General features: G+C 71.0%; 22 protein-coding genes. 1 reads left to right on the forward strand and 21 read right to left on the reverse strand.

Features of this window, described 5'->3' with window-relative positions; translation table 11 throughout:
- Positions 1-219: 219 nt before the first annotated feature.
- The 6 genes from ACFQRI_RS05135 to rpsB form a co-directional block, all read right to left on the reverse strand.
- Positions 220-951: a class I SAM-dependent methyltransferase gene (locus ACFQRI_RS05135; protein ID WP_380664983.1), complete on the reverse strand. Its 732-nt coding sequence runs from the start codon at positions 949-951 to the stop codon at positions 220-222.
- Complete coding sequence (locus ACFQRI_RS05140) at positions 951-1,796, reverse strand: phosphatidate cytidylyltransferase (RefSeq protein WP_380665546.1); 846 nt, start codon at positions 1,794-1,796, stop codon at positions 951-953. The genes ACFQRI_RS05135 and ACFQRI_RS05140 overlap by 1 nt, the downstream gene beginning before the upstream one ends.
- 36 nt (positions 1,797-1,832) lie before the next feature.
- Positions 1,833-2,390, reverse strand: coding sequence for a ribosome recycling factor (gene frr / locus ACFQRI_RS05145; protein ID WP_380664985.1), 558 nt, complete (start codon positions 2,388-2,390; stop codon positions 1,833-1,835).
- A 101-nt stretch (positions 2,391-2,491) separates the two neighbouring features.
- Complete coding sequence (pyrH, locus tag ACFQRI_RS05150; RefSeq protein WP_380664987.1) at positions 2,492-3,241, reverse strand: UMP kinase; 750 nt, start codon at positions 3,239-3,241, stop codon at positions 2,492-2,494.
- Positions 3,242-3,478: 237 nt separating this feature from the next.
- On the reverse strand, positions 3,479-4,294 hold the full coding sequence (tsf, locus tag ACFQRI_RS05155; RefSeq protein ID WP_380664989.1) for a translation elongation factor Ts: 816 nt from the start codon (positions 4,292-4,294) through the stop codon (positions 3,479-3,481).
- A gap of 183 nt (positions 4,295-4,477) precedes the next feature.
- Complete coding sequence (rpsB, locus tag ACFQRI_RS05160) at positions 4,478-5,299, reverse strand: 30S ribosomal protein S2 (protein WP_380664991.1); 822 nt, start codon at positions 5,297-5,299, stop codon at positions 4,478-4,480.
- A 404-nt stretch (positions 5,300-5,703) separates the two neighbouring features.
- Between rpsB and ACFQRI_RS05165 the strand changes: the two genes are divergently transcribed.
- Entirely contained in the window at positions 5,704-6,222 is a 519-nt protein-coding gene (locus ACFQRI_RS05165; protein WP_380664993.1) for a M23 family metallopeptidase, read from the forward strand.
- Between the two features lie 5 nt (positions 6,223-6,227).
- Here the strand turns inward: ACFQRI_RS05165 and whiG are convergent, their stop codons facing one another.
- The 15 genes from whiG to ACFQRI_RS05240 form a co-directional block, all read right to left on the reverse strand.
- Positions 6,228-7,169, reverse strand: coding sequence for an RNA polymerase sigma factor WhiG (gene whiG, locus ACFQRI_RS05170; RefSeq protein WP_380664995.1), 942 nt, complete (start codon positions 7,167-7,169; stop codon positions 6,228-6,230).
- Entirely contained in the window at positions 7,144-8,118 is a 975-nt protein-coding gene (locus ACFQRI_RS05175; protein ID WP_380664997.1) for a tyrosine recombinase XerC, read from the reverse strand. The genes whiG and ACFQRI_RS05175 overlap by 26 nt, the downstream gene beginning before the upstream one ends.
- Before the next feature lie 181 nt (positions 8,119-8,299).
- Positions 8,300-9,457 carry a DNA-processing protein DprA gene (gene dprA, locus ACFQRI_RS05180; RefSeq protein ID WP_380664999.1) on the reverse strand — a complete coding sequence of 386 codons (1,158 nt, stop codon included), beginning with the start codon at positions 9,455-9,457 and terminating at the stop codon, positions 8,300-8,302.
- Positions 9,454-10,971, reverse strand: coding sequence for a YifB family Mg chelatase-like AAA ATPase (locus ACFQRI_RS05185; RefSeq protein WP_380665001.1), 1,518 nt, complete (start codon positions 10,969-10,971; stop codon positions 9,454-9,456). Before ACFQRI_RS05185 ends, dprA begins: the two co-directional genes overlap by 4 nt.
- 1 nt (position 10,972) lies before the next feature.
- Positions 10,973-11,359 (reverse strand): YraN family protein, encoded by a 387-nt coding sequence (locus tag ACFQRI_RS05190; RefSeq protein ID WP_380665548.1) that lies wholly within the window; start codon positions 11,357-11,359, stop codon positions 10,973-10,975.
- 265 nt (positions 11,360-11,624) lie between these two features.
- Positions 11,625-11,948 carry a DUF2469 domain-containing protein gene (locus ACFQRI_RS05195; RefSeq protein ID WP_380665003.1) on the reverse strand — a complete coding sequence of 108 codons (324 nt, stop codon included), beginning with the start codon at positions 11,946-11,948 and terminating at the stop codon, positions 11,625-11,627.
- Between the two features lie 33 nt (positions 11,949-11,981).
- Positions 11,982-12,734: a ribonuclease HII gene (locus ACFQRI_RS05200; protein ID WP_380665005.1), complete on the reverse strand. Its 753-nt coding sequence runs from the start codon at positions 12,732-12,734 to the stop codon at positions 11,982-11,984.
- A 7-nt stretch (positions 12,735-12,741) separates the two neighbouring features.
- The gene (gene lepB / locus ACFQRI_RS05205; RefSeq protein WP_380665007.1) at positions 12,742-13,656 is read right to left on the reverse strand and encodes a signal peptidase I; all 915 of its coding nucleotides are present in this window, start codon (positions 13,654-13,656) and stop codon (positions 12,742-12,744) included.
- Between the two features lie 246 nt (positions 13,657-13,902).
- Positions 13,903-14,259: a 50S ribosomal protein L19 gene (rplS, locus tag ACFQRI_RS05210; RefSeq protein WP_380665009.1), complete on the reverse strand. Its 357-nt coding sequence runs from the start codon at positions 14,257-14,259 to the stop codon at positions 13,903-13,905.
- 193 nt (positions 14,260-14,452) lie between these two features.
- Complete coding sequence (trmD, locus tag ACFQRI_RS05215) at positions 14,453-15,253, reverse strand: tRNA (guanosine(37)-N1)-methyltransferase TrmD (RefSeq protein WP_380665011.1); 801 nt, start codon at positions 15,251-15,253, stop codon at positions 14,453-14,455.
- Positions 15,254-15,326: 73 nt separating this feature from the next.
- A complete protein-coding gene (rimM, locus tag ACFQRI_RS05220; RefSeq protein ID WP_380665013.1) occupies positions 15,327-15,869 on the reverse strand; it encodes a ribosome maturation factor RimM in 543 nt (180 codons plus the stop codon).
- A 7-nt stretch (positions 15,870-15,876) separates the two neighbouring features.
- Positions 15,877-16,116 carry an RNA-binding protein gene (locus ACFQRI_RS05225; RefSeq protein ID WP_344134710.1) on the reverse strand — a complete coding sequence of 80 codons (240 nt, stop codon included), beginning with the start codon at positions 16,114-16,116 and terminating at the stop codon, positions 15,877-15,879.
- Positions 16,113-16,571 carry a 30S ribosomal protein S16 gene (gene rpsP / locus ACFQRI_RS05230; protein ID WP_380665015.1) on the reverse strand — a complete coding sequence of 153 codons (459 nt, stop codon included), beginning with the start codon at positions 16,569-16,571 and terminating at the stop codon, positions 16,113-16,115. Before rpsP ends, ACFQRI_RS05225 begins: the two co-directional genes overlap by 4 nt.
- 183 nt (positions 16,572-16,754) lie before the next feature.
- Positions 16,755-17,504 carry a CPBP family intramembrane glutamic endopeptidase gene (locus ACFQRI_RS05235; protein ID WP_380665017.1) on the reverse strand — a complete coding sequence of 250 codons (750 nt, stop codon included), beginning with the start codon at positions 17,502-17,504 and terminating at the stop codon, positions 16,755-16,757.
- Between the two features lie 101 nt (positions 17,505-17,605).
- Positions 17,606-18,286, reverse strand: a complete 681-nt coding sequence (locus tag ACFQRI_RS05240) for a CPBP family intramembrane glutamic endopeptidase (protein ID WP_380665019.1) — start codon at positions 18,284-18,286, stop codon at positions 17,606-17,608.
- Positions 18,287-18,349 lie beyond the last annotated feature (63 nt).

Here is an 18,349-nt window from a genome sequence, read left to right on the forward strand (position 1 = left end):
TGACACGAGCCGACGCGCAGCAGGGCGGACGTGCGGACCAGGATGGAGAACCCGGCGATGATTTGCCGGGTGCGGTGGACGGGATCCGGTCGTTGCTCGGCCTGGTGAACGTGCTCGCCCGGAACTGCACCGCGCTGCGCGAGTCCGCCGGGCGGGACCTGAGCGCATGGCTGGGCGGAAGGTTCCCGTGCTCGCGACCGAAGCACGGGAACCTTCCGCTCACGAAGTCAGCAGACCGGTCGGCTTCTCGCGGGTGCGCAGCACGTAGCCGACCGGGAGCGTGCGCCCCGGAGTCTCCCGGAACGCGCGTTCGGCGACCTTGGCGGAGAACTCGATGCGCAGCACGTCCTGGAGGGTCTTGCGGTCGTCGAAGCGCCAGAGGGCCGAGATGCGGGAGCTGCGGAAGTGGTGCCGGGTGAAGAAGGACTCGATCCTCGCCGGATCGATCTGCGGCGCGTCCGCGCGCATCCACTCGCCGTAGGGCGGGCAGGCGGTGTCCAGGTCGACGATGGCCAGCGTGCCGCCGGGGCGAAGCACCCGCTCGGCCTCGGCCAGGCCCGGCTCGCACCCCGGCCCGAAGAAGTAGGCGGTGCGCGCGTGCACCAGGTCGACGCTCGCGTCGGCCAGCGGCAACCGCTGCGCCGAAGCGACCCGCACGTCCACCCCAGCAGCGCCCGCCACCCGGCGCCGGGCGCGCTCGGCCAGCGGCGCGTGCGGTTCGACGCCGATCACCGAAGCGGCGCGGGAGGCGAACACGGGGAGGTGGAAGCCGTCGCCGCAACCGACGTCGACGACGTCGAGACCGGCCCAGTCGCGGTGCTCGCGCAGCGCCCGCCAGATGGCTCCGCCGGCGTCCTGCGCGCGGTTCTCCGCCTCGTAGACCTCCGGCCAGTTCCAGATGTTCGGGCTCGGCGTGACCTCCGGTGCCGGTTCCTTCCGCCAGGCGCGCATCACGCGGGGACGAGCCAGAACAGCATCATCCAGGACAGCGGGGCGGACGGGAGCAACGAGTCCATCCGGTCCATCAGGCCGCCGTGCCCCGGCAGCAGGTTGCCCATGTCCTTGATGCCGAGATCGCGCTTGATCACCGACTCCATCAGGTCGCCGACCGTCGCGCTGCACACCAGCGCAGCGCCGAACAGGGCACCGTGCCACCACTGCCCGTCGAGCATCAGCCAGACGGCCAGCGAACCGGCGACAACCCCGGAGAACATCGACCCGGCGAAGCCCTCCCAGGACTTCTTCGGGCTGATCACCGGAGCCATCGGGTGCTTGCCCAGGAACACCCCCGCGGCGTAGCCGCCGGTGTCCGAGGCGACCACGCAGATCAGGAAGGCCAGCACGCGGAACGCGCCGTCCTCCGGGCGCACGAGCATCGCGGCGAACGCGGTGAACAGCGGCACGTAGGACGCGGTGAACACCGACGCCGTCACGTCCTGCAGGTAGCCCTCGACGCCGTAGCGGAACCGCCAGGCCAGGCAGGCCAGCACCGTGATCGCGAACGCGATCAATATCCCGCGCAGCCCGAACGGCCAGGACAACCAGATCATCGCCTGCCCGCCGAGCAAGGTGGGCAGCAACGACACCCTGGTGTCCGAGCCGCGCTTGACCGCGCTGGCCAGCTCGATCGTGGAGACCGCAGCAGCGGCCGCCGCGATGCCGATGAACAGGTGCCGCACCATCAGCAGCGAGAGAATGATCGCCGCGCCGAGCACCACCCCGACGCCGATGGCGGCACGGAGATCGCGTCCGGCCCGGGATGGACGCGAAGGCGGGTCCGGAGTGCCCGACGGCATTCCGGACTCGTCCTCGCACTGGCCGGGCGTCACCACTCAGACCTCGAGAAGTTCGGCTTCCTTGTGCTTGACCAGCTCGTCGACCTGGGCGACGTAGCGGTGGGTCAGGTTCTCCAGCTCCTTCTCCCCGCGGGTGCCCTCGTCCTCGCCGGCCTCGCCCTCCTTGACGACGCGGTCGATCTCCTCCTTGACCTTGCGCCGGATGCCGCGGATGGTGACCCGGCCCTCCTCGCCCTTGGCCTTGGCGAGCTTGACCATCTCCTTGCGGCGCTCCTCGGTCATCTGCGGGATCGACACGCGGATCAGCTTGCCGTCGTTGGACGGGTTCACCCCCAGGTCCGAGTCGCGGATGGCCTTCTCCATCGCGCCCAGCTGGCTGGCGTCGTAGGGCTTGATGACGACCAGCCGGGCCTCCGGAACCGAGACGCTGGCGAGCTGGTTCAGCGGTGTCGGCGAACCGTAGTAGTCGACGACGATGCCGGAGAACATCGCGGGGTTCGCGCGACCGGTGCGGACCGTGGCCAGATCGTCCTTGGCCACTTCCACAGCCTTTTGCATCTTCTCCTCGCCTTCGAGAAGAGCTTCGTCGATCACGGCTGCTCCTTAAGTCTGCCGACCGGTGGATGTTGCAAGTGTGGCGTGTCGCGATGCGCGCCCCCAGGGCGGCCCCGCGACGAAATCAGGATCCAGCACGCTCAGCGCAAGTCGTCCACTGGGGTGCTGACCAGCGTGCCGATCTTCTCACCGCCGACCGCGCGGGCGATGTTGCCTTCCTCGAGCAGGTTGAACACCAGGATCGGCATCAGGTTGTCCATGCACAGGCTGAACGCGGTCGCGTCGGCGACCTTCAGCCCGCGCTCCAGCACCTCGCGGTGCGTGATGTGCTCGAAGAACTTCGCATCGGGGTTGATCTTCGGGTCGTCGGTGTAGACCCCGTCGACCGCCTTGGCCATCAGCACGACCTCGCAGCCGATCTCCAGGGCCCGCTGCGCGGCGGTGGTGTCGGTGGAGAAGAACGGCATCCCGGTGCCCGCGCCGAAGATGACCACGCGGCCCTTCTCCATGTGCCGCGCCGCGCGGCGCGGGATGTAGGCCTCGGCGACCTTGCTCATGGTGATGGCGGTCATCACCCGGGTGTCGATGTCGTGCTCGCGTTCGAGGAAGTCCTGCAGGGCCAGGCAGTTCATCACCGTGCCCAGCATCGCCATGTAGTCGCCGCGCGCGCGGTCCATGCCGCGCTGCTGCAGCTCGGCGCCGCGGAAAAAGTTCCCGCCACCGATGACGATGGCGACCTCGACCCCGTCGGCGACGATCTCGGCGATCTGCCGGGCCACCGCACCGACCACGTCCGGATCGATTCCGACGCTGCCCCCACCGAACATCTCACCGCCGAGCTTGAGCAGAACGCGACCGTAACCACGCTTCGCCGGCACGTCGTCGGTCACTTGAATCCTCCCGCGAGGTCGAGGTGGGTTGTTGTCGTTGCTGAGTGTGCGGGTGTTGCCTCCGGAGCGCGCCTCGTGAGCGCTCCCGGCGCGCGGTGCCCGGTGCGGGCACCGCCCTTGCAAAAGCGCCCCGCCCTTCCAACGAAGGCGGGGCGCCGCGTCGGCTGCACGGCAGCCGGGCCGACCCGGTCGTTCAGGACCGGGCGCGGCCCGGCGAGCCGTGCGAACCGGGCCCGATCAGGCCTGGCCGACCTCGAAGCGGACGAAACCGGTGATGGTCACGCCGGCCTCGTCGAGCAGGGCCTTGACGGTCTTCTTGTTGTCGGTCACCGACGGCTGGTCCAGGAGGCAGTTCTCCTTGAAGAAGCCGTTGAGCCGACCCTCGACGATCTTGGGCAGCGCCTGCTCCGGCTTGCCCTCCGCCTTCGCGGTCTCCTCGGCGATGCGGCGCTCGTTGGCCTGCACGTCCTCCGGGACGTCGTCCCGGGAGAGGTACTTCGGCTTGAGCGCGGCGATCTGCATCGCGGCGCCGCGAGCGGCCTCGGCGTCGTCCCCGGTGTACTGGACCAGCACGCCCACGGCCGGCGGCAGGCCGGCGGCGCGGCGGTGCAGGTAGGTGGCGACCTGGCCGTCGTAGTTCTGGACCCGGCGCAGCTCCAGCTTCTCGCCGATCTTGGCGGAGAGCTCCTGGATGGCGTCGGCGACGGTCTTGCCGTCCAGCTCGGCGGCCAGCGCCGAGTCCAGGTCGGTGGCGCCGGCGGCCTTGACCGCGCCGACGACCTTGTTGGCCAGGCCGACGAACTCGTCGTTCTTGGCGACGAAGTCGGTCTCGCTGTTGAGCTCGATCAGCACACCGCCGTCGGCGGCGACCAGGCCCTCGGCGGTGGAGCGCTCGGCGCGCTTGCCCACGTCCTTGGCACCCTTGATGCGCAGGCTCTCGACGGCCTTGTCGAAGTCGCCGTCGTTCTGCTCCAGAGCCTTCTTGCAGTCCATCATGCCGGCGCCGGTCAGCTCGCGAAGACGCTTGACGTCGGCCGCACTGAAGTTAGCCATCGTGCGTAGTCCGTCCCTGTTGATACGGAGTTGGAAGATCTCTTGGTTCCTCGCGCGCCCGCGGCGCGCGGCGGTGATGCGGTCGCCCGCACGCAGGTGCGGGTGACGTGGCCAGTGTGCCTGGCCAGCAGCCCGGGCGCGCCGCGCACCCGCCGGGCAGCGGCGGGTGCGCGGCGCGGCGGATCAGGACTGCGCGGGCTGCTCGCCGCCCTCGGCGGCCTGGCCGGAACCGGCCAGCAGCTCCTTCTCCCACTCGGCCAGCGGCTCGCCGCCGTCCGGCTTCTCCTCGCCCTCGGCCTGGGCACCGTTGGTGCGGCCGCTGCGGGCCATCAGGCCCTCGGCGACACCGTCGGCGACCACGCGGGTCAGCAGGGCGGCGGAGCGGATCGCGTCGTCGTTGCCCGGGATCGGGTAGTCGACCTCGTCCGGGTCGCAGTTGGTGTCCAGGATGGCCACCACCGGGATGCCCAGCTTGCGAGCCTCGCCGACCGCGATGTGCTCCTTCTTGGTGTCCACGATCCACACGGCGCTGGGCACCTTGGACATGTCGCGGATACCGCCGAGGGTCTTCTCGAGCTTGTCCTTCTCGCGGGTCAGCATCAAGATCTCCTTCTTGGTGCGACCCTCGAAGCCCCCGGTCTGCTCCATCGTCTCGAGCTCCTTGAGGCGCTGCAGACGACGGTGCACGGTCTGGAAGTTGGTGAGCATGCCACCCAGCCAGCGCTGGTTGACGTAGGGCATGCCGACCCGCAGCGCCTGCTCGGCGATCGCTTCCTGCGCCTGCTTCTTGGTGCCGACGAACAGGATCGTCCCGCCGTGCGCGACGGTCTGCTTGACGAAGTCGAACGCCCCGTCGATGTAGGACAGCGTCTGCTGCAGGTCGATGATGTAGATGCCGTTGCGCTCGGTGAAGATGTAGCGCTTCATCTTCGGGTTCCAGCGCCGGGTCTGGTGCCCGAAGTGCACGCCGCTGTCGAGCAGCTGCTTCATGGTGACGACGGCCATAGCCTCGCGTTCACCTCTTGAGTCGGGCGCACCCCGAGGGGTGCGCGATTCGGTTGCCGCGACGGGCCGGGTGACCCGCCGCCCTGGTGACCGCCTCGGTCGTCCCCCACCCGCCGTTGCCGGCGGGACCGCGAGGGCGCCGAACCCCGCCGGACAGCAGCTCCCGAGGAAACGATCTCGGAGGCCGTGCCATCTGGCGATCGACTCGGGAGCCGATCAGCCGCGCGGGGTGCGTGCGGGCACGCGAAGTCGGTCCGTGCGGACACGAAACCGCGTGAACAGTGTACTGGACGCGCAAGTGGCCGACGGATCGTGCATCCGGAGCCGTCCACAGCAACCCGAATTGTCCACAGATTCCTGCTTCGCCCTGTTCAGCGGCCCGGGATCGCCCCATCTTGATGACCATGCGCGCGTTGATCCCCGTCCTGCTGTGCTGCGCCCTGATCGGCGCGTTCGCCCCGGCCGTCGCCGCCGGGCACCGCGGGGGCGACGCCGCCGACCGCGGCGGTGCGGCCGCCGGGGTGCCCGCGCTCAGCTGGCCCCTGGACCCGCCACCGGCCCCGGTGCGCCCCTTCGAGCCGCCCGAGCACGCCTACGGCCCCGGCCACCGCGGCGTGGACCTGGCAGGGGCGAGCGGGCAGCCGGTGCTGGCCGCCGCCGACGGCGTGGTGGTCTTCGCGGGCAGGTTGGCCGACCGCGAGCTGGTGTCGCTCGAACACACCGGCGGCCTGCGAACCAGCTACGAGCCGGTGCACCCGCTGGTCGAGACCGGCCAGCGGGTCAGCAGAGGCCAACCGATCGGGCGGTTGCAGCCGGGGCACTGCCCGGAGCCCTGCCTGCACTGGGGCGCGCGGGTCGACGACGCCTACGTGGACCCGCTCGGCCTCCTCGGCGGCGGGCGGGTGCGGCTGCTGCCCTGGTGACCGCGCTAGCTCTGCTCGGTGAGCTTGGTGCGCAGCCGCAGCACGGCGCGGGTGTGCAGCTGGCAGACCCGGGACTCGGTGACGCCCAGCACCTTGCCGATCTCGGCGAGCGTGAGGTTCTCGAAGTAGTAGAGGGTGACCACTATCCGGTCGCGCTCGCTGAGGCGCTCGACCGCTTCGGCCAGCTGGCGGCGGCTGTCCCGGTCCACCAGCGCGGCCACCGGGTCCTCGGCTCGGTCGTCGGGGATCGTCTCGGCCAGCGAGGCCTGCGCGCTGCCCGCACCGAACAGGTCGTCGAGCGCGACGACGCTGGTCATCTGCATCTGGGCGAACAGCTCGCGGAGCTCCTCAATGGACAGTTCGAGCTCGTCGGCCAGCTCCGAGTCGGTGGCCGTGCGCTGCAGCTTGGCCTCGAGGCGCTCGATGGCCCGCTCGACGTCGCGGGCCCGGCTGCGCACCGAGCGCGGCACCCAGTCCTGGGCGCGCAGGTCGTCGAGGATGGCGCCGCGGATGCGCTGCATCGCGTAGGTCTCGAACTTCAGCCCGCGCTCGGGCTCGAACTTCTCGATGGCGTCGACCAGCCCGAATACCCCGGACTGGATCAGGTCCGAGATCTCCACGTGCGACGGAAGACCGGTGCCCACCCGGCCGGCGACGTACTTGACCAGCGGCGCGTAGTGCAGCACCAGGCGGTCGCGCAACTCCTGGTCGCGCCGCTGCCCGAAGGCCTGCCAGAGCGCGACGATGCCCGCCTCGACCTCGTCACCGTTGCGCTGCCCGCCGTCGTCGACCGACTCCGGGGCAGCGGCCAGGCTCAGCCCCGCACGCGCGCCTTGGTGGTAGCCGTTGGCCGAGCCGTGGTCGCGGGCGTTCACCGGTACCGCGTTCGCGGTCACCGTGTCTGCGCCGCCCCCGGCATGTTCAGGAACGGGGGTGGGTTCGGTCATGGATCGCCTTCAGCCGTTCAACGGTCACGTGTGTATAAAGCTGGGTCGTTGCGAGCGTAGCGTGACCAAGCAACTCCTGAACGCTACGGAGGTCCGCACCACCTTCCAACAACTGGGTCGCAGCCGAGTGCCGCAACCCGTGCGGACCCATGTCCGGCGCCCCGCCGACCGCTCCCACCGCGTCGTGCACAGTTCGTCGCACTGCCCTGGGATTGAGCCGTCCACCCCGGACTCCCAGGAACAACGCGGTGTTCGACGGGTCGCGAACGAGCTTCGGCCGACCGTCGGACAACCATCTGCCCAATGCCGCATCGGCCGGTGCGCCGAACGGCACCACACGTTCCTTGTCGCCTTTACCGATCACGCGCAGAACGCGGGTTTCGCGGTCCACGTCACACATGTCGAGTCCGCACAGCTCGGCAACCCGAACACCAGTGGCGTACAGCACTTCCACGACCGCGTGATCACGCAGCGCAACCGGATCGCCTTGCTCGGCACCGGACGCCGAGGCGCTCATCGCCCCTTCTGCCTGGTCGGCGCGCAGCACCGCGGGCAGCGATCGGCGTTGCGAGGGCACCGACAACCGCGGCCCCGGATCGACCGGCAACAACCCGGTGCGAAACGCCCATCCGGTGAAGGCGCGAGCCGATGCGGTCCGCCGGGCCAGCGTGGAGCGACTCGCGCCCGCCGCGTGCTGGCCCGAGAGCCATTCGCGCAGCACCGAAACGTCCAGCGCGCCCAGCCCCGCGTCCCCGGCCAGAGCTGCCAGGTGCGCCAGCAGCGACACCACGTCGGCGAGGTAGCCGCGGACGGTGTGCGCGGCTAACCCGCGCTCGGCGGACAAGTGTCGTTCGAAGTCGTCGAGGGCGGTTCCGAATTCGCGGGGAAGCTCGGCCCGCACCTGTTTCAGATCGAGCCGGCGCCCTCGCGCGGGACGTCCACTGGTCATACCTCGACGCTGGTCGTTGAGCTCTCACCGGTCAAGTATCGCCACGCTAAACTCCATGTTTCGGACCTCACCTTGCGCGAGCGCCCGATTACCGTTCCAGTACACCCGTCCACGATCGGGTCCCGGCTCGGCCGCAGCTGACGATCCGGTCGCACCTGGCCACCGCGGCTTCGACGCGTGCTCAGCGGATCGCCGACCACCCCGCTTCGCCGCGCGAAGCGAAACCGCCGAGTTCCAGCTCGGGCAGCAGCGCTCGGACCCGGCCGACCGGCAGACCGCAGTCCCCCGCCAGTTCGACGTCGCTGGCACCGTCGAGACCGCGCAGGGAATCGTGCAGGCGCTGGGCATCGGACGACAGCTGATCGGTGGGCCGGTGCTGCGCGGTGCTCTCCTCGACGGGCGCGGTGCCCAACGGGTTGACCACCTCGAGAACCTGCTCGACGCGCGTGACCAGCAGAGCCTGCCCGGAGCGGATCATGGCGTGGCAACCCACCGAGTTCTGCGCCGTTACCGGCCCCGGCACGGCCAGCACCGGGTGCCCCAGCGCATCGGCGGTGTTGGCGGTGTTGGTCGCACCGCTGCGCGCCCCCGCCTCGACCACCACGGTGGCCCGCCCCATAGCCGCGATCAGCCGGTTGCGGACCAGGAACCGGTGCTTGCGCGGTTCGGTCCCCGGTGGGTACTCGCTGACCACCGCTCCCTGGTCGGCGATGGCGCGCAGCAACCGCGAGTGCCCGGCCGGGTAGTCCCGGTCGATCCCGCAGGCCAGGAAGGCCGCGGTGCAGCCGCCCGCGGCCAGCGCGCCGCGGTGACCGGCGCCGTCGATGCCGTAGGCAGCCCCGGAGACCACGGTGTGGCCGGCGGCGGCCAGGCCGTTGCCGAGCTCGGCTGCGACGTGCTCGCCGTAACCGGAGGCCGCGCGGGCACCTACCACCGAGACGGCCCTCCCGGCCATGGCGGCGAGCTCGCCCGACCCGCGCACCCACAGCGCCAGCGGCTCGGCCATCCCGGGCAGGCCGACCGACCTCGCCCCGGACAGCTCGGCGAACGCCTCGGCAGGCCACTCGGGCTGCTCCGGGACCAGCAGCCGGGCACCCGCGGTGTCCGCGGCGCGCAGGGCCGCTTCGCCGCAGGCGTCCGCCGACCGAGCCTCCACCTCGGCGCGCACCTCGCGCGGCACCCGGTGGGCCCGGACGGCCTCGACCGCCCGCAACGGGCCTCGTTCGGCCACCAGGCGCGCCAACGCCGGCGCGGGTGGTTCGGCCACCACCGACAGGTAGGCGCGGGCCTGCAGGACCTCTCGCCGGGTCGTTTCGCCCAGCCGCTCCCAGGCCGTCATGCCGCCCTCCGATCGCGGAACTCCAGCGCCGCGGCCACGTGGTCGGCCTCGGGCCGTTCCAGACCGTCGAGGTCGGCCAACGTCCAGGCCACCCGCAGGCAGCGGTCGGCTCCCCGGGCCGTGATGGCACCGGCCTCCAAACCGCGGTCGAGCAGCGCGGTCGCGGTCGTCGGGAGGGCGAACTCCCGGCGCAGCGCCGTGCCGGGCACCTCGCTGTTGGTCTGCCAGCCGTGCTCCTCCCACCGCAGGCGGGCCCGCTCGCGCGCCCGCGCCACGCGCGCCCGCACCGCCGCGGTGCCCTCCGGCCGATCACCGCGCTCGACCATCGCGGTGATCGGCCGCATGCGAACCCGCAGGTCGACCCGGTCGAGCAGCGGTCCGGAGAGCTTGCCCAGGTATCTCCTGCGCGCTTGCGGCGCGCACTGGCAGTCGATCTCGCGCACCGGCGCGCACGGGCACGGGTTGGTCGCCATCACGAGCTGGAAGCGGGCCGGGTAGCACAACGTGCCGTCCCGCCGCGCCAGCCGCACCTCGCCCTCCTCCAGAGCTGTGCGCAGCGCCTCGAGGCGCTTGACGCCCAGTTCGCAGGCCTCGTCGAGGAACAGCACGCCCCGGTGCGCCCGGGTGACGGCGCCGGGACGGGCCAGCCCCGAGCCGCCGCCGATGAGCGCTGCGATCGACAGCGACGGGTGCGGGGCCACGAACGGGGCGGTGCGCACCAGCCGGGGGAAGTCACCGAGCTCGCCCGCCACCGAGCCGATCGCGGTGACCTCCAGCGACTCCGCGGGCGGCAGCTCGGGCAGCAAGCCGGACAGCCGCTTGGCCAGCATCGTCTTGCCGGTGCCCGGTGGACCGACCATCACCAGGTGGTGGCCGCCCGCTGCCGCCACCTCCAGCGCCCAGCGGGCCTCGGGTTGGCCGAGCACGTCGGCCAGATCCGGCGGCGACTGCTCCGCGGGCGGTTCGCCCGGGTCGGGCGGGTAGCGGAGCAGGTCGCCCAACTCCCGCAACCAGGCCACCACGTCGCGGAGGTGCTCGGCGCCGAAGATCTCGATGCCGTCGACCAGGCGCGCCTCGGCCAGCCCCGCGGCCGGCACGACCGCCCGCCGCATCCCGGCCCGCCGAGCCGCCAGCAGCGCCGGCAGCAGCCCCCGCACCGGCCGGATCCGGCCGTCCAAGGCCAGCTCGCCCAGGAACACCGCGTCCACCAGCCGGTGCCCCGGCACGAGCTCGGCGGCCGAGAGCACCGCGCACGCCAGCGCCAGGTCGTAGGTGGTGCCCGCCTTCGGCATGGCGGCCGGGGACAGCGCCAGGGTCACGCAGCACTCGGGCCACTCCTCGGGGCAGTTCTGGATCGCCGAGCGGACCCGGTTCTTGGCCTCCTGCAGCGCGCTGTCCGGCAGCCCCAGCAGCGACACCGAAGGCAGACCGCCCTTGCGCACGTCGGCCTCGATCTCCACCAGCGCGCCATCGACCCCCAGCAGCGCGACCGCCCACGTCCGTCGCAGCGCCATCTCAGAACACCCCCTGGAGGTGTTCGACGCGTGCCTGTTCACCCGGTGGCCACAGCACCGAGACCACGTCGAAGCGCACCGGGCAGCCGGCCAGCTGCCGCTCGGCCAGCCAGGAGCGCGCCAGCATGCGCACGCGCTTGATCTTCTCGGCGGTCATCGCGTGCCGCGGACCGCCGTAGTCGGTGCCGGAGCGCGCCTTGACCTCGCAGCACACCACGGTCTCGCCGTCGGTGGCCACGATGTCCAGCTCACCGTGCGCGCACCGCCAATTGCGGTCGAGCACGACCAGGCCCTGGCTCTCCAGCAGATCAGCGGCCATCCGCTCGCCGAGCCTGCCCAGCGCGCGGCCCCGGCCGCCCTCGTCGTGTTCGGTCAGCGGACCCGGCATCTTCTTCGGCAACACGGGATTCTCCTCGCACGGATTTCCGGAATGCCCGCGCCGCGCTCGACGGGCGGGAGATTTCCCCACGTTGCCCGGCGCGCGACCAAAAACCCAAGCACATCCCGAAATCTGTGGACAAGAAGGTTCCCTGTGGACAAGCCGATCCACCGAAGTGCGCAAGAATTCGTGAATCAGGGTGAATTGAGAACAGCTCTCGCGCACAAAAAAGCTCGGGCGGCCGAGAACCGACCGCCCGAGCGCTCAATTCGGGTCAGGAGTCGAAGGGACCGCCCTCCGGCAGCCGGAGATCCGGCTTGTCCAGCTCCTCGACGTTGACGTCCTTGAACGTGATGACGCGAACGTTCTTGACGAAGCGGGCCGGGCGGTACATGTCCCACACCCAGGCGTCCGACATCGCCACCTCGAAGTAGACCTCCGAGTCCGAGTTGCGGACCTGGACGTCCACCGCGTTGGCCAGGTAGAAGCGCCGTTCGGTCTCCACGACGTAGGTGAACTGACCGACGATGTCGCGGTACTCCTTGTAGAGCTGCAGCTCCATCTCGGTCTCGTACTTCTCGAGATCCTCGGCGCTCATCGCTGTGCGAGCCCTTCTGCGTTGCCGTTCGGACTACAACTCCGCATTGTCCCCCACTTCGGCGTCCGAAGCATCGAACAATCCGGGCTTACTGGTCACGACGCGCGGTGACCGCATCCCGTGCCGCCGGGCGGCGGCCGCCACGTTGGCGTAGGACCAGCGGTGCTGGACCGTCGGCCCGTGCTCGTCCAGCCGATTCGAGTGCAGCGGGGTGCTGTACCCCTTGTGCACGTCGAAGGCGTACGCGGGGAACCGCTCGTGCAGTTCACCGGCCATCATCCGGTCCCGGGTCACCTTGGCCAGCACCGACGCGGCCGCCACGCACGCGGCCACCAGATCGCCCTTGACCACCGCCACGCTCGGCGTGCCCAGGCCCTGCACCCGGAAGCCGTCGGTGAGCACGTAACCCGGGTGCTCGGACAGCTGCGCGACCGCGCGGCGCATGCCCTCCAGGTTGGCCACGTGGATGCCCATCGCGTCCACGTCCTCGGGCGGGATCACCACGGTGGACCAGCTCAGCGCCCGCTCGGTGATGCGCTCGTGCAACCGCTCCCGGTCGGCCTCGGACAGCGCCTTGGAGTCGGTCAGCCCGTCGAACCGGCGCCCGTCACCGGGCTTGAGCACGCAGGCGCCCACCACGAGCGGACCCGCGCAGGCGCCGCGCCCCGCCTCGTCCACTCCGGCCACCGGGCCGAGGCCGCGGCGGTCCAGAGCGCCTTGAAGCGCCCAGTTGCCACTGCTGCGCCGGACCACCGACCGGGGTGGCCGGAACTCCGTCACCGTCACGTTCAGGTCACTCCGAGGGCTGTCGCTTGCTCACTGCACCCCTGAGCTTACGACCCATCCACACCACCGGGAACGCGGCCGCGAAGCCGGCCCCCAGCGGCAGCCCCTGCTGCCAGCCTGGCGCGCCGAGCGCGGCGACCTGCGGGTTGTCCTCGTAGATCGACTGCCAGCGGGTCGGCGGCAGCACGATGACCTGCGCCTTGCCGATGACGTTCTCGATCGGGACGACGCCGTTGAGCCCGCCGCCGCCCTGCACCCGCGAGTCGGCCGAGTCGTTGCGGTTGTCACCCATCACCCACAGGCTGCCCTCGGGCACGGTGACCGGCTCGAACGGGTCCTGCCCGACGCCGCGGCCCGGCTCCCAGAAGAGGTAGGGCTCGTCGAGCGGCTTGCCGTCGACCATCACCCGGTTCTGCGCGTCGCAGCAGGACACGGTCTGCCCGCCCACGGCGATCACGCGCTTGACGAAGTCCTTCTCGTCCGGTGCGCCGAAGCCGATCAGCGAGGCCGCGCTCTGGAAGAACCCGGCGACCGGGTTGCTCGGCTCCTCGGTCTTGAACTCGTTCTGCACCCACGGCTGCGGGCCGCGGAAGACCACGACATCGCCCGGCTGCGGGTCCGAGAACCGGTAGCTGACCTTGTCGACCAGCACCCGGTCGTTGTTGCAGCCGGTGCAACCGTGCAGGGTCTGCTCCATCGACTGCGACGGGATCACGTACACCCGTGCCAGGAAGGCCTGGATGAGCACCGTGAGCACCAGAGCGGTCACGATCAGGATGGGCAGTTCCTTCCAGAAGGAGCCCTTCTTGCCCTTGTTCTTCTTTCCCTTGGACTTGGGAACCGCCTGCTCCTCCGAGGCGCCGTTGAAGCGCTCCGGGTCTTGGGGGTCGTCGGCTGATCCGCTGCGCATGACGTCGGCCACCGGGCCAGGCTACTTCAACACGCCGAAGGCGCGTCGCGCCGCCCCGCGCGTTCTCATCACGATTCCAACCCGGAAACGCCTTGATGACGTGCCGTTTTCCGGTACACCCGATTCGGTGCACCGCCCCTCCGCCGACGCGCACCGCACTTGATCACCCGAAGGTGGGCATTCAGCCGCGACCACCCCGCGAACGCAGAGGAGCCCGGGTGCCAAGCACCCGGGCTCCTCGAATCCACGTCGCGCAGATCAGGCGGAAGCGGTCTCCCGCTTCTCCTTGATCTTCGCGGCCTTGCCGCGCCGGTCGCGCAGGTAGTAAAGCTTCGCCCGCCGAACATCGCCGCGGGTGACAACCTCGATCTTCGCGATGTTCGGGGTGTGCACCGGGAAGGTCCGCTCCACACCGACGCCGAAGGAAACCTTGCGGACGGTGAAGGTCTCCCGGATGCCGTCGCCCTGGCGGCGGATGACAGCGCCCTGGAAGACCTGAGTCCGCTCGCGCGAACCCTCGATAACGCGGACGTGGACCTTCAGCGTGTCACCGGGCCGGAAGGCCGGGATGTCGGAACGCAGCGACTGGGCGTCCAACGCGTCCAGGGTGTTCATCGGTGGTCCGTCCTCATCCGTGTCGAAGGCACCCGTGTTCTCGCATATCGATCACCCGACCTGCTGCCGGGCACCGCTTGACACGGGGTGAACTTGCTCTTGCGCACATCAAGCCGGGAAGCCCGAGTGCATCAACCTCTCCAGTGTGCCAGATCCGCGTATCGGTGATTGCACCGGCCCCTGCTCAGCGGGGTCAACGCGGCGAATCTCCGGCAGCCGGGGACTCGGGATCCGACTCCCGCAGTCTATCCAGCACCTCGCGGTCGGCCTTATCCAGGTCCTCCCCCGGAAGCGCGGCCAGCAGGTCGGGCCGCCGGTGGTAGGTGCGCTCCAGCGCTCGATCCCGCCGCCAGCGGTCGATCGCGGCGTGGTTGCCCGAGCGCAGCACGTCCGGCACCGGGCGGTCCCGCCACACCTCGGGCCTCGTGTAGCAGGGGCCCTCCAGCAGCCCGTCGGAGAACGAGTCCTGCTCGGCCGACAACGGATTGCCCAGCACGCCGGGCAGCAGCCGGACCACCGCCTCGATCATGGTCAGCGCGGCGACCTCGCCGCCGACGAGCACGTAGTCGCCGATGGAGACCTCCTCCACCGGCATCCGCTCGGCGGCGTCCTCGAAGACCCGCTGGTCGATGCCCTCGTAGCGGCCGCAGGCGAACACCAGCCACGGGTCCTGCGACCAGCGCACCGCGGTCCGCTGGTCGAACGGCCTGCCCGCGGGCGTGGGCACGACCAGGCGCGGCACGCCGTGCTCGGCGGGCCGCTCCGGCGTACCGCACACGGCGTCCAGCGCCTCCCCCCACACCTGGGGCTTCATCACCATGCCGGGGCCGCCGCCGTAGGGGCTGTCGTCGACCGCGCGGTGCACGTCGTGGGTCCACTCGCGCAGGTCGTGCACGCCGACCGAGATCCGCTGCCTCTCGATCGCCTTTCCCAGCAGCGCTTCCCGCAGGGGGTTGAGGTAGTCGGGGAAGATGGTGATCACGTCGATGCGCATGGGGCCCTCGGAAAAGAAGGAACGCCCGCGCCGGACGGCTGCGGGCGGGTGGTTCGGCGGAGCGGCGCGCCGCTCAGTCCAGCAGACCCTCGGGCGGGTCGATCGTGACGGTGCCGGCCTCGAGGTCGACCTCCGGGACGATCTCGGCCACGAACGGGACGAGCACCTCGCGGTCGTCGGGCGTGCGCACCTCCAGCAGGTCGCCCGCCGGGCCGTGCAGCACGTCGCGCACCTCGCCGACCTGCTCGCCCGAGGCCTGCACGACGCGCAGGCCGGTGAGCTCGGTGTCGTGGAACTCGTCGTCGTCCCGGCCCGGCTCGGCGGCATCGGCCGGGACGGTCAGCAGGGCGTCGCGGAGGTCCTCGGCCGACTCCCGGCCGTTCACGCCCTCCGCGCGCAGCAGTAGCCGCCCGGCGTGCTGCCGGGCGGCTACCACGGTGAGCTCCTGCGCGCCCTCGGCCCCGCTGCGCTGGCCTCGCCGCCTGGTCCCCAGTACCGAACCGGGCGCGAATCGCAGCTCCGGGCTGTCGGTGAGCACCTCGACGACGAGTTCGCCCCGCACGCCGTGCGGGCGCACCACGCGCCCCACAGCGAGGGCCTCGGGCTTCGCGCTCATGGCCGCCTCAGCGGTCGGTGTCGACCACGTCGACCCGGATGCCGCGACCACCGATCCCGGTCATCACGGTGCGCAGCGCGGTCGCGGTGCGACCACCGCGACCGATCACCTTGCCCAGGTCGTCCGGGTTCACGTGCACCTCGAGGGTGCGACCGCGCCGAGTCGTGAGCAGCTGGACGCGGACGTCGTCGGGGTTGTCGACGATGCCGCGCACCAGGTGCTCCAGCGAGTCCGCGAGGACGGTCACGCCTGGTCCTCGGTCTTCTCGCCGGAGGCGTCCTCGGCCTTGTCCTCAGCCTTCTCCTCGGCCTTCTTGCCACCCTTCTTCTTCGGGGTGGTGGCCTCGACGGTGGGCTCGGACTCGGCGGCCTTGAGGGCCTCCTCGAACAGCTCCTGCTTGGACTTCTTCGGCTCGGCGGCCTTCAGGGTGCCCTCGGCACCCGGCAGGCCCTTGAACTTCTGCCAGTCGCCGGTGACCTCAAGGATGCTGCGCACCGGCTCGGTCGGCTGCGCACCGACGCCCAGCCAGTACTGCGCCCGCTCCGAGTCGACGCTGATGCCGCTCGGGTTCTCCTTCGGGTGGTACTGGCCGATCGTCTCGATGACCCGGCCGTTGCGGCGGGTGCGAGCGTCGGCGATCACGATGCGGTAGTGCGGCTCGCGGATCTTGCCGATCCGCGCGAGCTTGATCTTCACAGCCACGGGTGCTGGTGCTCCTCAGACTCTCGTTCGTGGGTGAGCATGCCGCGACCGCGTGGGGCAGCGGTGTGGAATGCTCGTACGTCAATGGGCCACAAGCGGTGAGAGGGTCCCCTCGCGGCGAACAGCAACTCATTCTGCCAGATCCCGCCCGAGCAGCGGTTGCGGGGGCGCTCCCCCGGGGGCTCAGGCGGGCATCCAGCCCAGCGACAGCAGCAGCACGCCGACCGCGGGCAGGAAGTTGTTGACCTGGTGGGCCACCACGCTGGCGGTCAGCCGTCCGGTGACCATCCTGGCCAGCCCGATCGGCACCGCGATGATCAGCAGCAACCAGGTCCGCGAGGGTTCCAGGTGCCCGATCGCGAACAGCGCCGTGCTCAGCAGGAACACGTTGAGCTGGCTCCAGCGCATGCGCTCCATGGCACCCCACAGCAGCCCGCGGTAGAGCAGCTCCTCGCACACCGGGGCGATCAGCCAGATGTGCAGGAACACCAGCACCGCCAGCACCGGCGGCAGCCGCACGCCGTCGAGCACGCTGCTGACCGTCGAGGTCGCGCCCGGCCCGGCCCAGTGCACCCACAGCGCGGTGGCCACCGTCGTGGTGACCAGCCCGACGCCCCCGATCGCCAGCCCGGTGGTGACGTCCGACCAGCGCCACTGCAGACCGAAGTCGAGCCGCGGGCCGTTGCCGCGCACCACGGTGATCGTCACCGCCACCAGTCCCGCCAGCACCGTGGGCAGGACCAGCATCAGCACGATCGAGGCGGTGCCCGGGCTGCCGAAGAACGCGGCCAGCACCACCGAGGTGAGCACGAAGACGCCTTCGGCGAACAGGAAGGCGCCGAGCCCCCAGCGGTGCGTGCGCACCTGCGGCGGCGCCGCCCAGGACGGGCTCGGCGGCCGCGGTTCGGTCTCGGACGTTTGCGGAGTGGACACGAGCGCCTCCGTGATGCCGGGCGGCGGGCAGGCCCACCGGCGATGTCGGCGGACACCGGCGAAGCCGCCAGGTTACCCCGGCCCGCGCCGACTCCGGGTCTTCACCGCGCCACGGCGAACAGCAGCAGGGCGGGCAGGAAGTTGTTGGTGGCGTGGGCGATCATGCTGGCGGCGACCCGCCCGGTGAGCATGCGGGCCGTGCCGATGGCCAGTCCCCCGACCAGCAGCACCGGCGTGCGCCAGGCCTCCTGGTGGATCAGCGCGAAGACGAGCGCGGTCAACCCCAGGATCACGTAGCGGGGCACGCGGTAGTGCTCCAGCGCGCCCCACAGCGCACCGCGCATCAGCAGCTCCTCGGTCAGCGGCGCGCCGAGGAAGGCGAACAGCGCGAACAGGAACAGCCAGACCGTCCGGTCGCCCTCCATCAACCGCGTCAGAGCGCTCTCCGGCGGCGGCCCGTTCACCGCGATGATCACCATGGTCACCGCCCAGGAGCCGAACAGGGCGCACAGCCCGCACACGAGACCGACCCGGAAGTCGCGGCGCTTGGGCAGGATGCCGAAGTCCGAGCGCAGGCCGTGGCCGCGCCACCAGGACAGCACCGCGGGCACCAACCCGAGCAGGATGTTCGGCGCGAACGCGAGCAGCAGCAGCGGCCCGGTGTCCGGCGGCTCGGACGGGTCGAACCCGCCGCCCCCGCCGGGTTTGAGCGCTCCGAGGATCAGGCCGACGGCGTAGTAGCCGCCGTAGCCGATGAAGAAGGCCGCGAATCCCCAGGCCAAAGTGCCGCGCCTGGCGGCCTCCCAGTCAGCTTCCCAGAACGTCGGGCGCAGTTGCGGAGTTCC

It is taken from the genome of Saccharopolyspora griseoalba, assembly GCF_042665275.1.
In the GTDB taxonomy this organism is placed as follows: Bacteria; Actinomycetota; Actinomycetes; order Mycobacteriales; family Pseudonocardiaceae; genus Saccharopolyspora; species Saccharopolyspora griseoalba.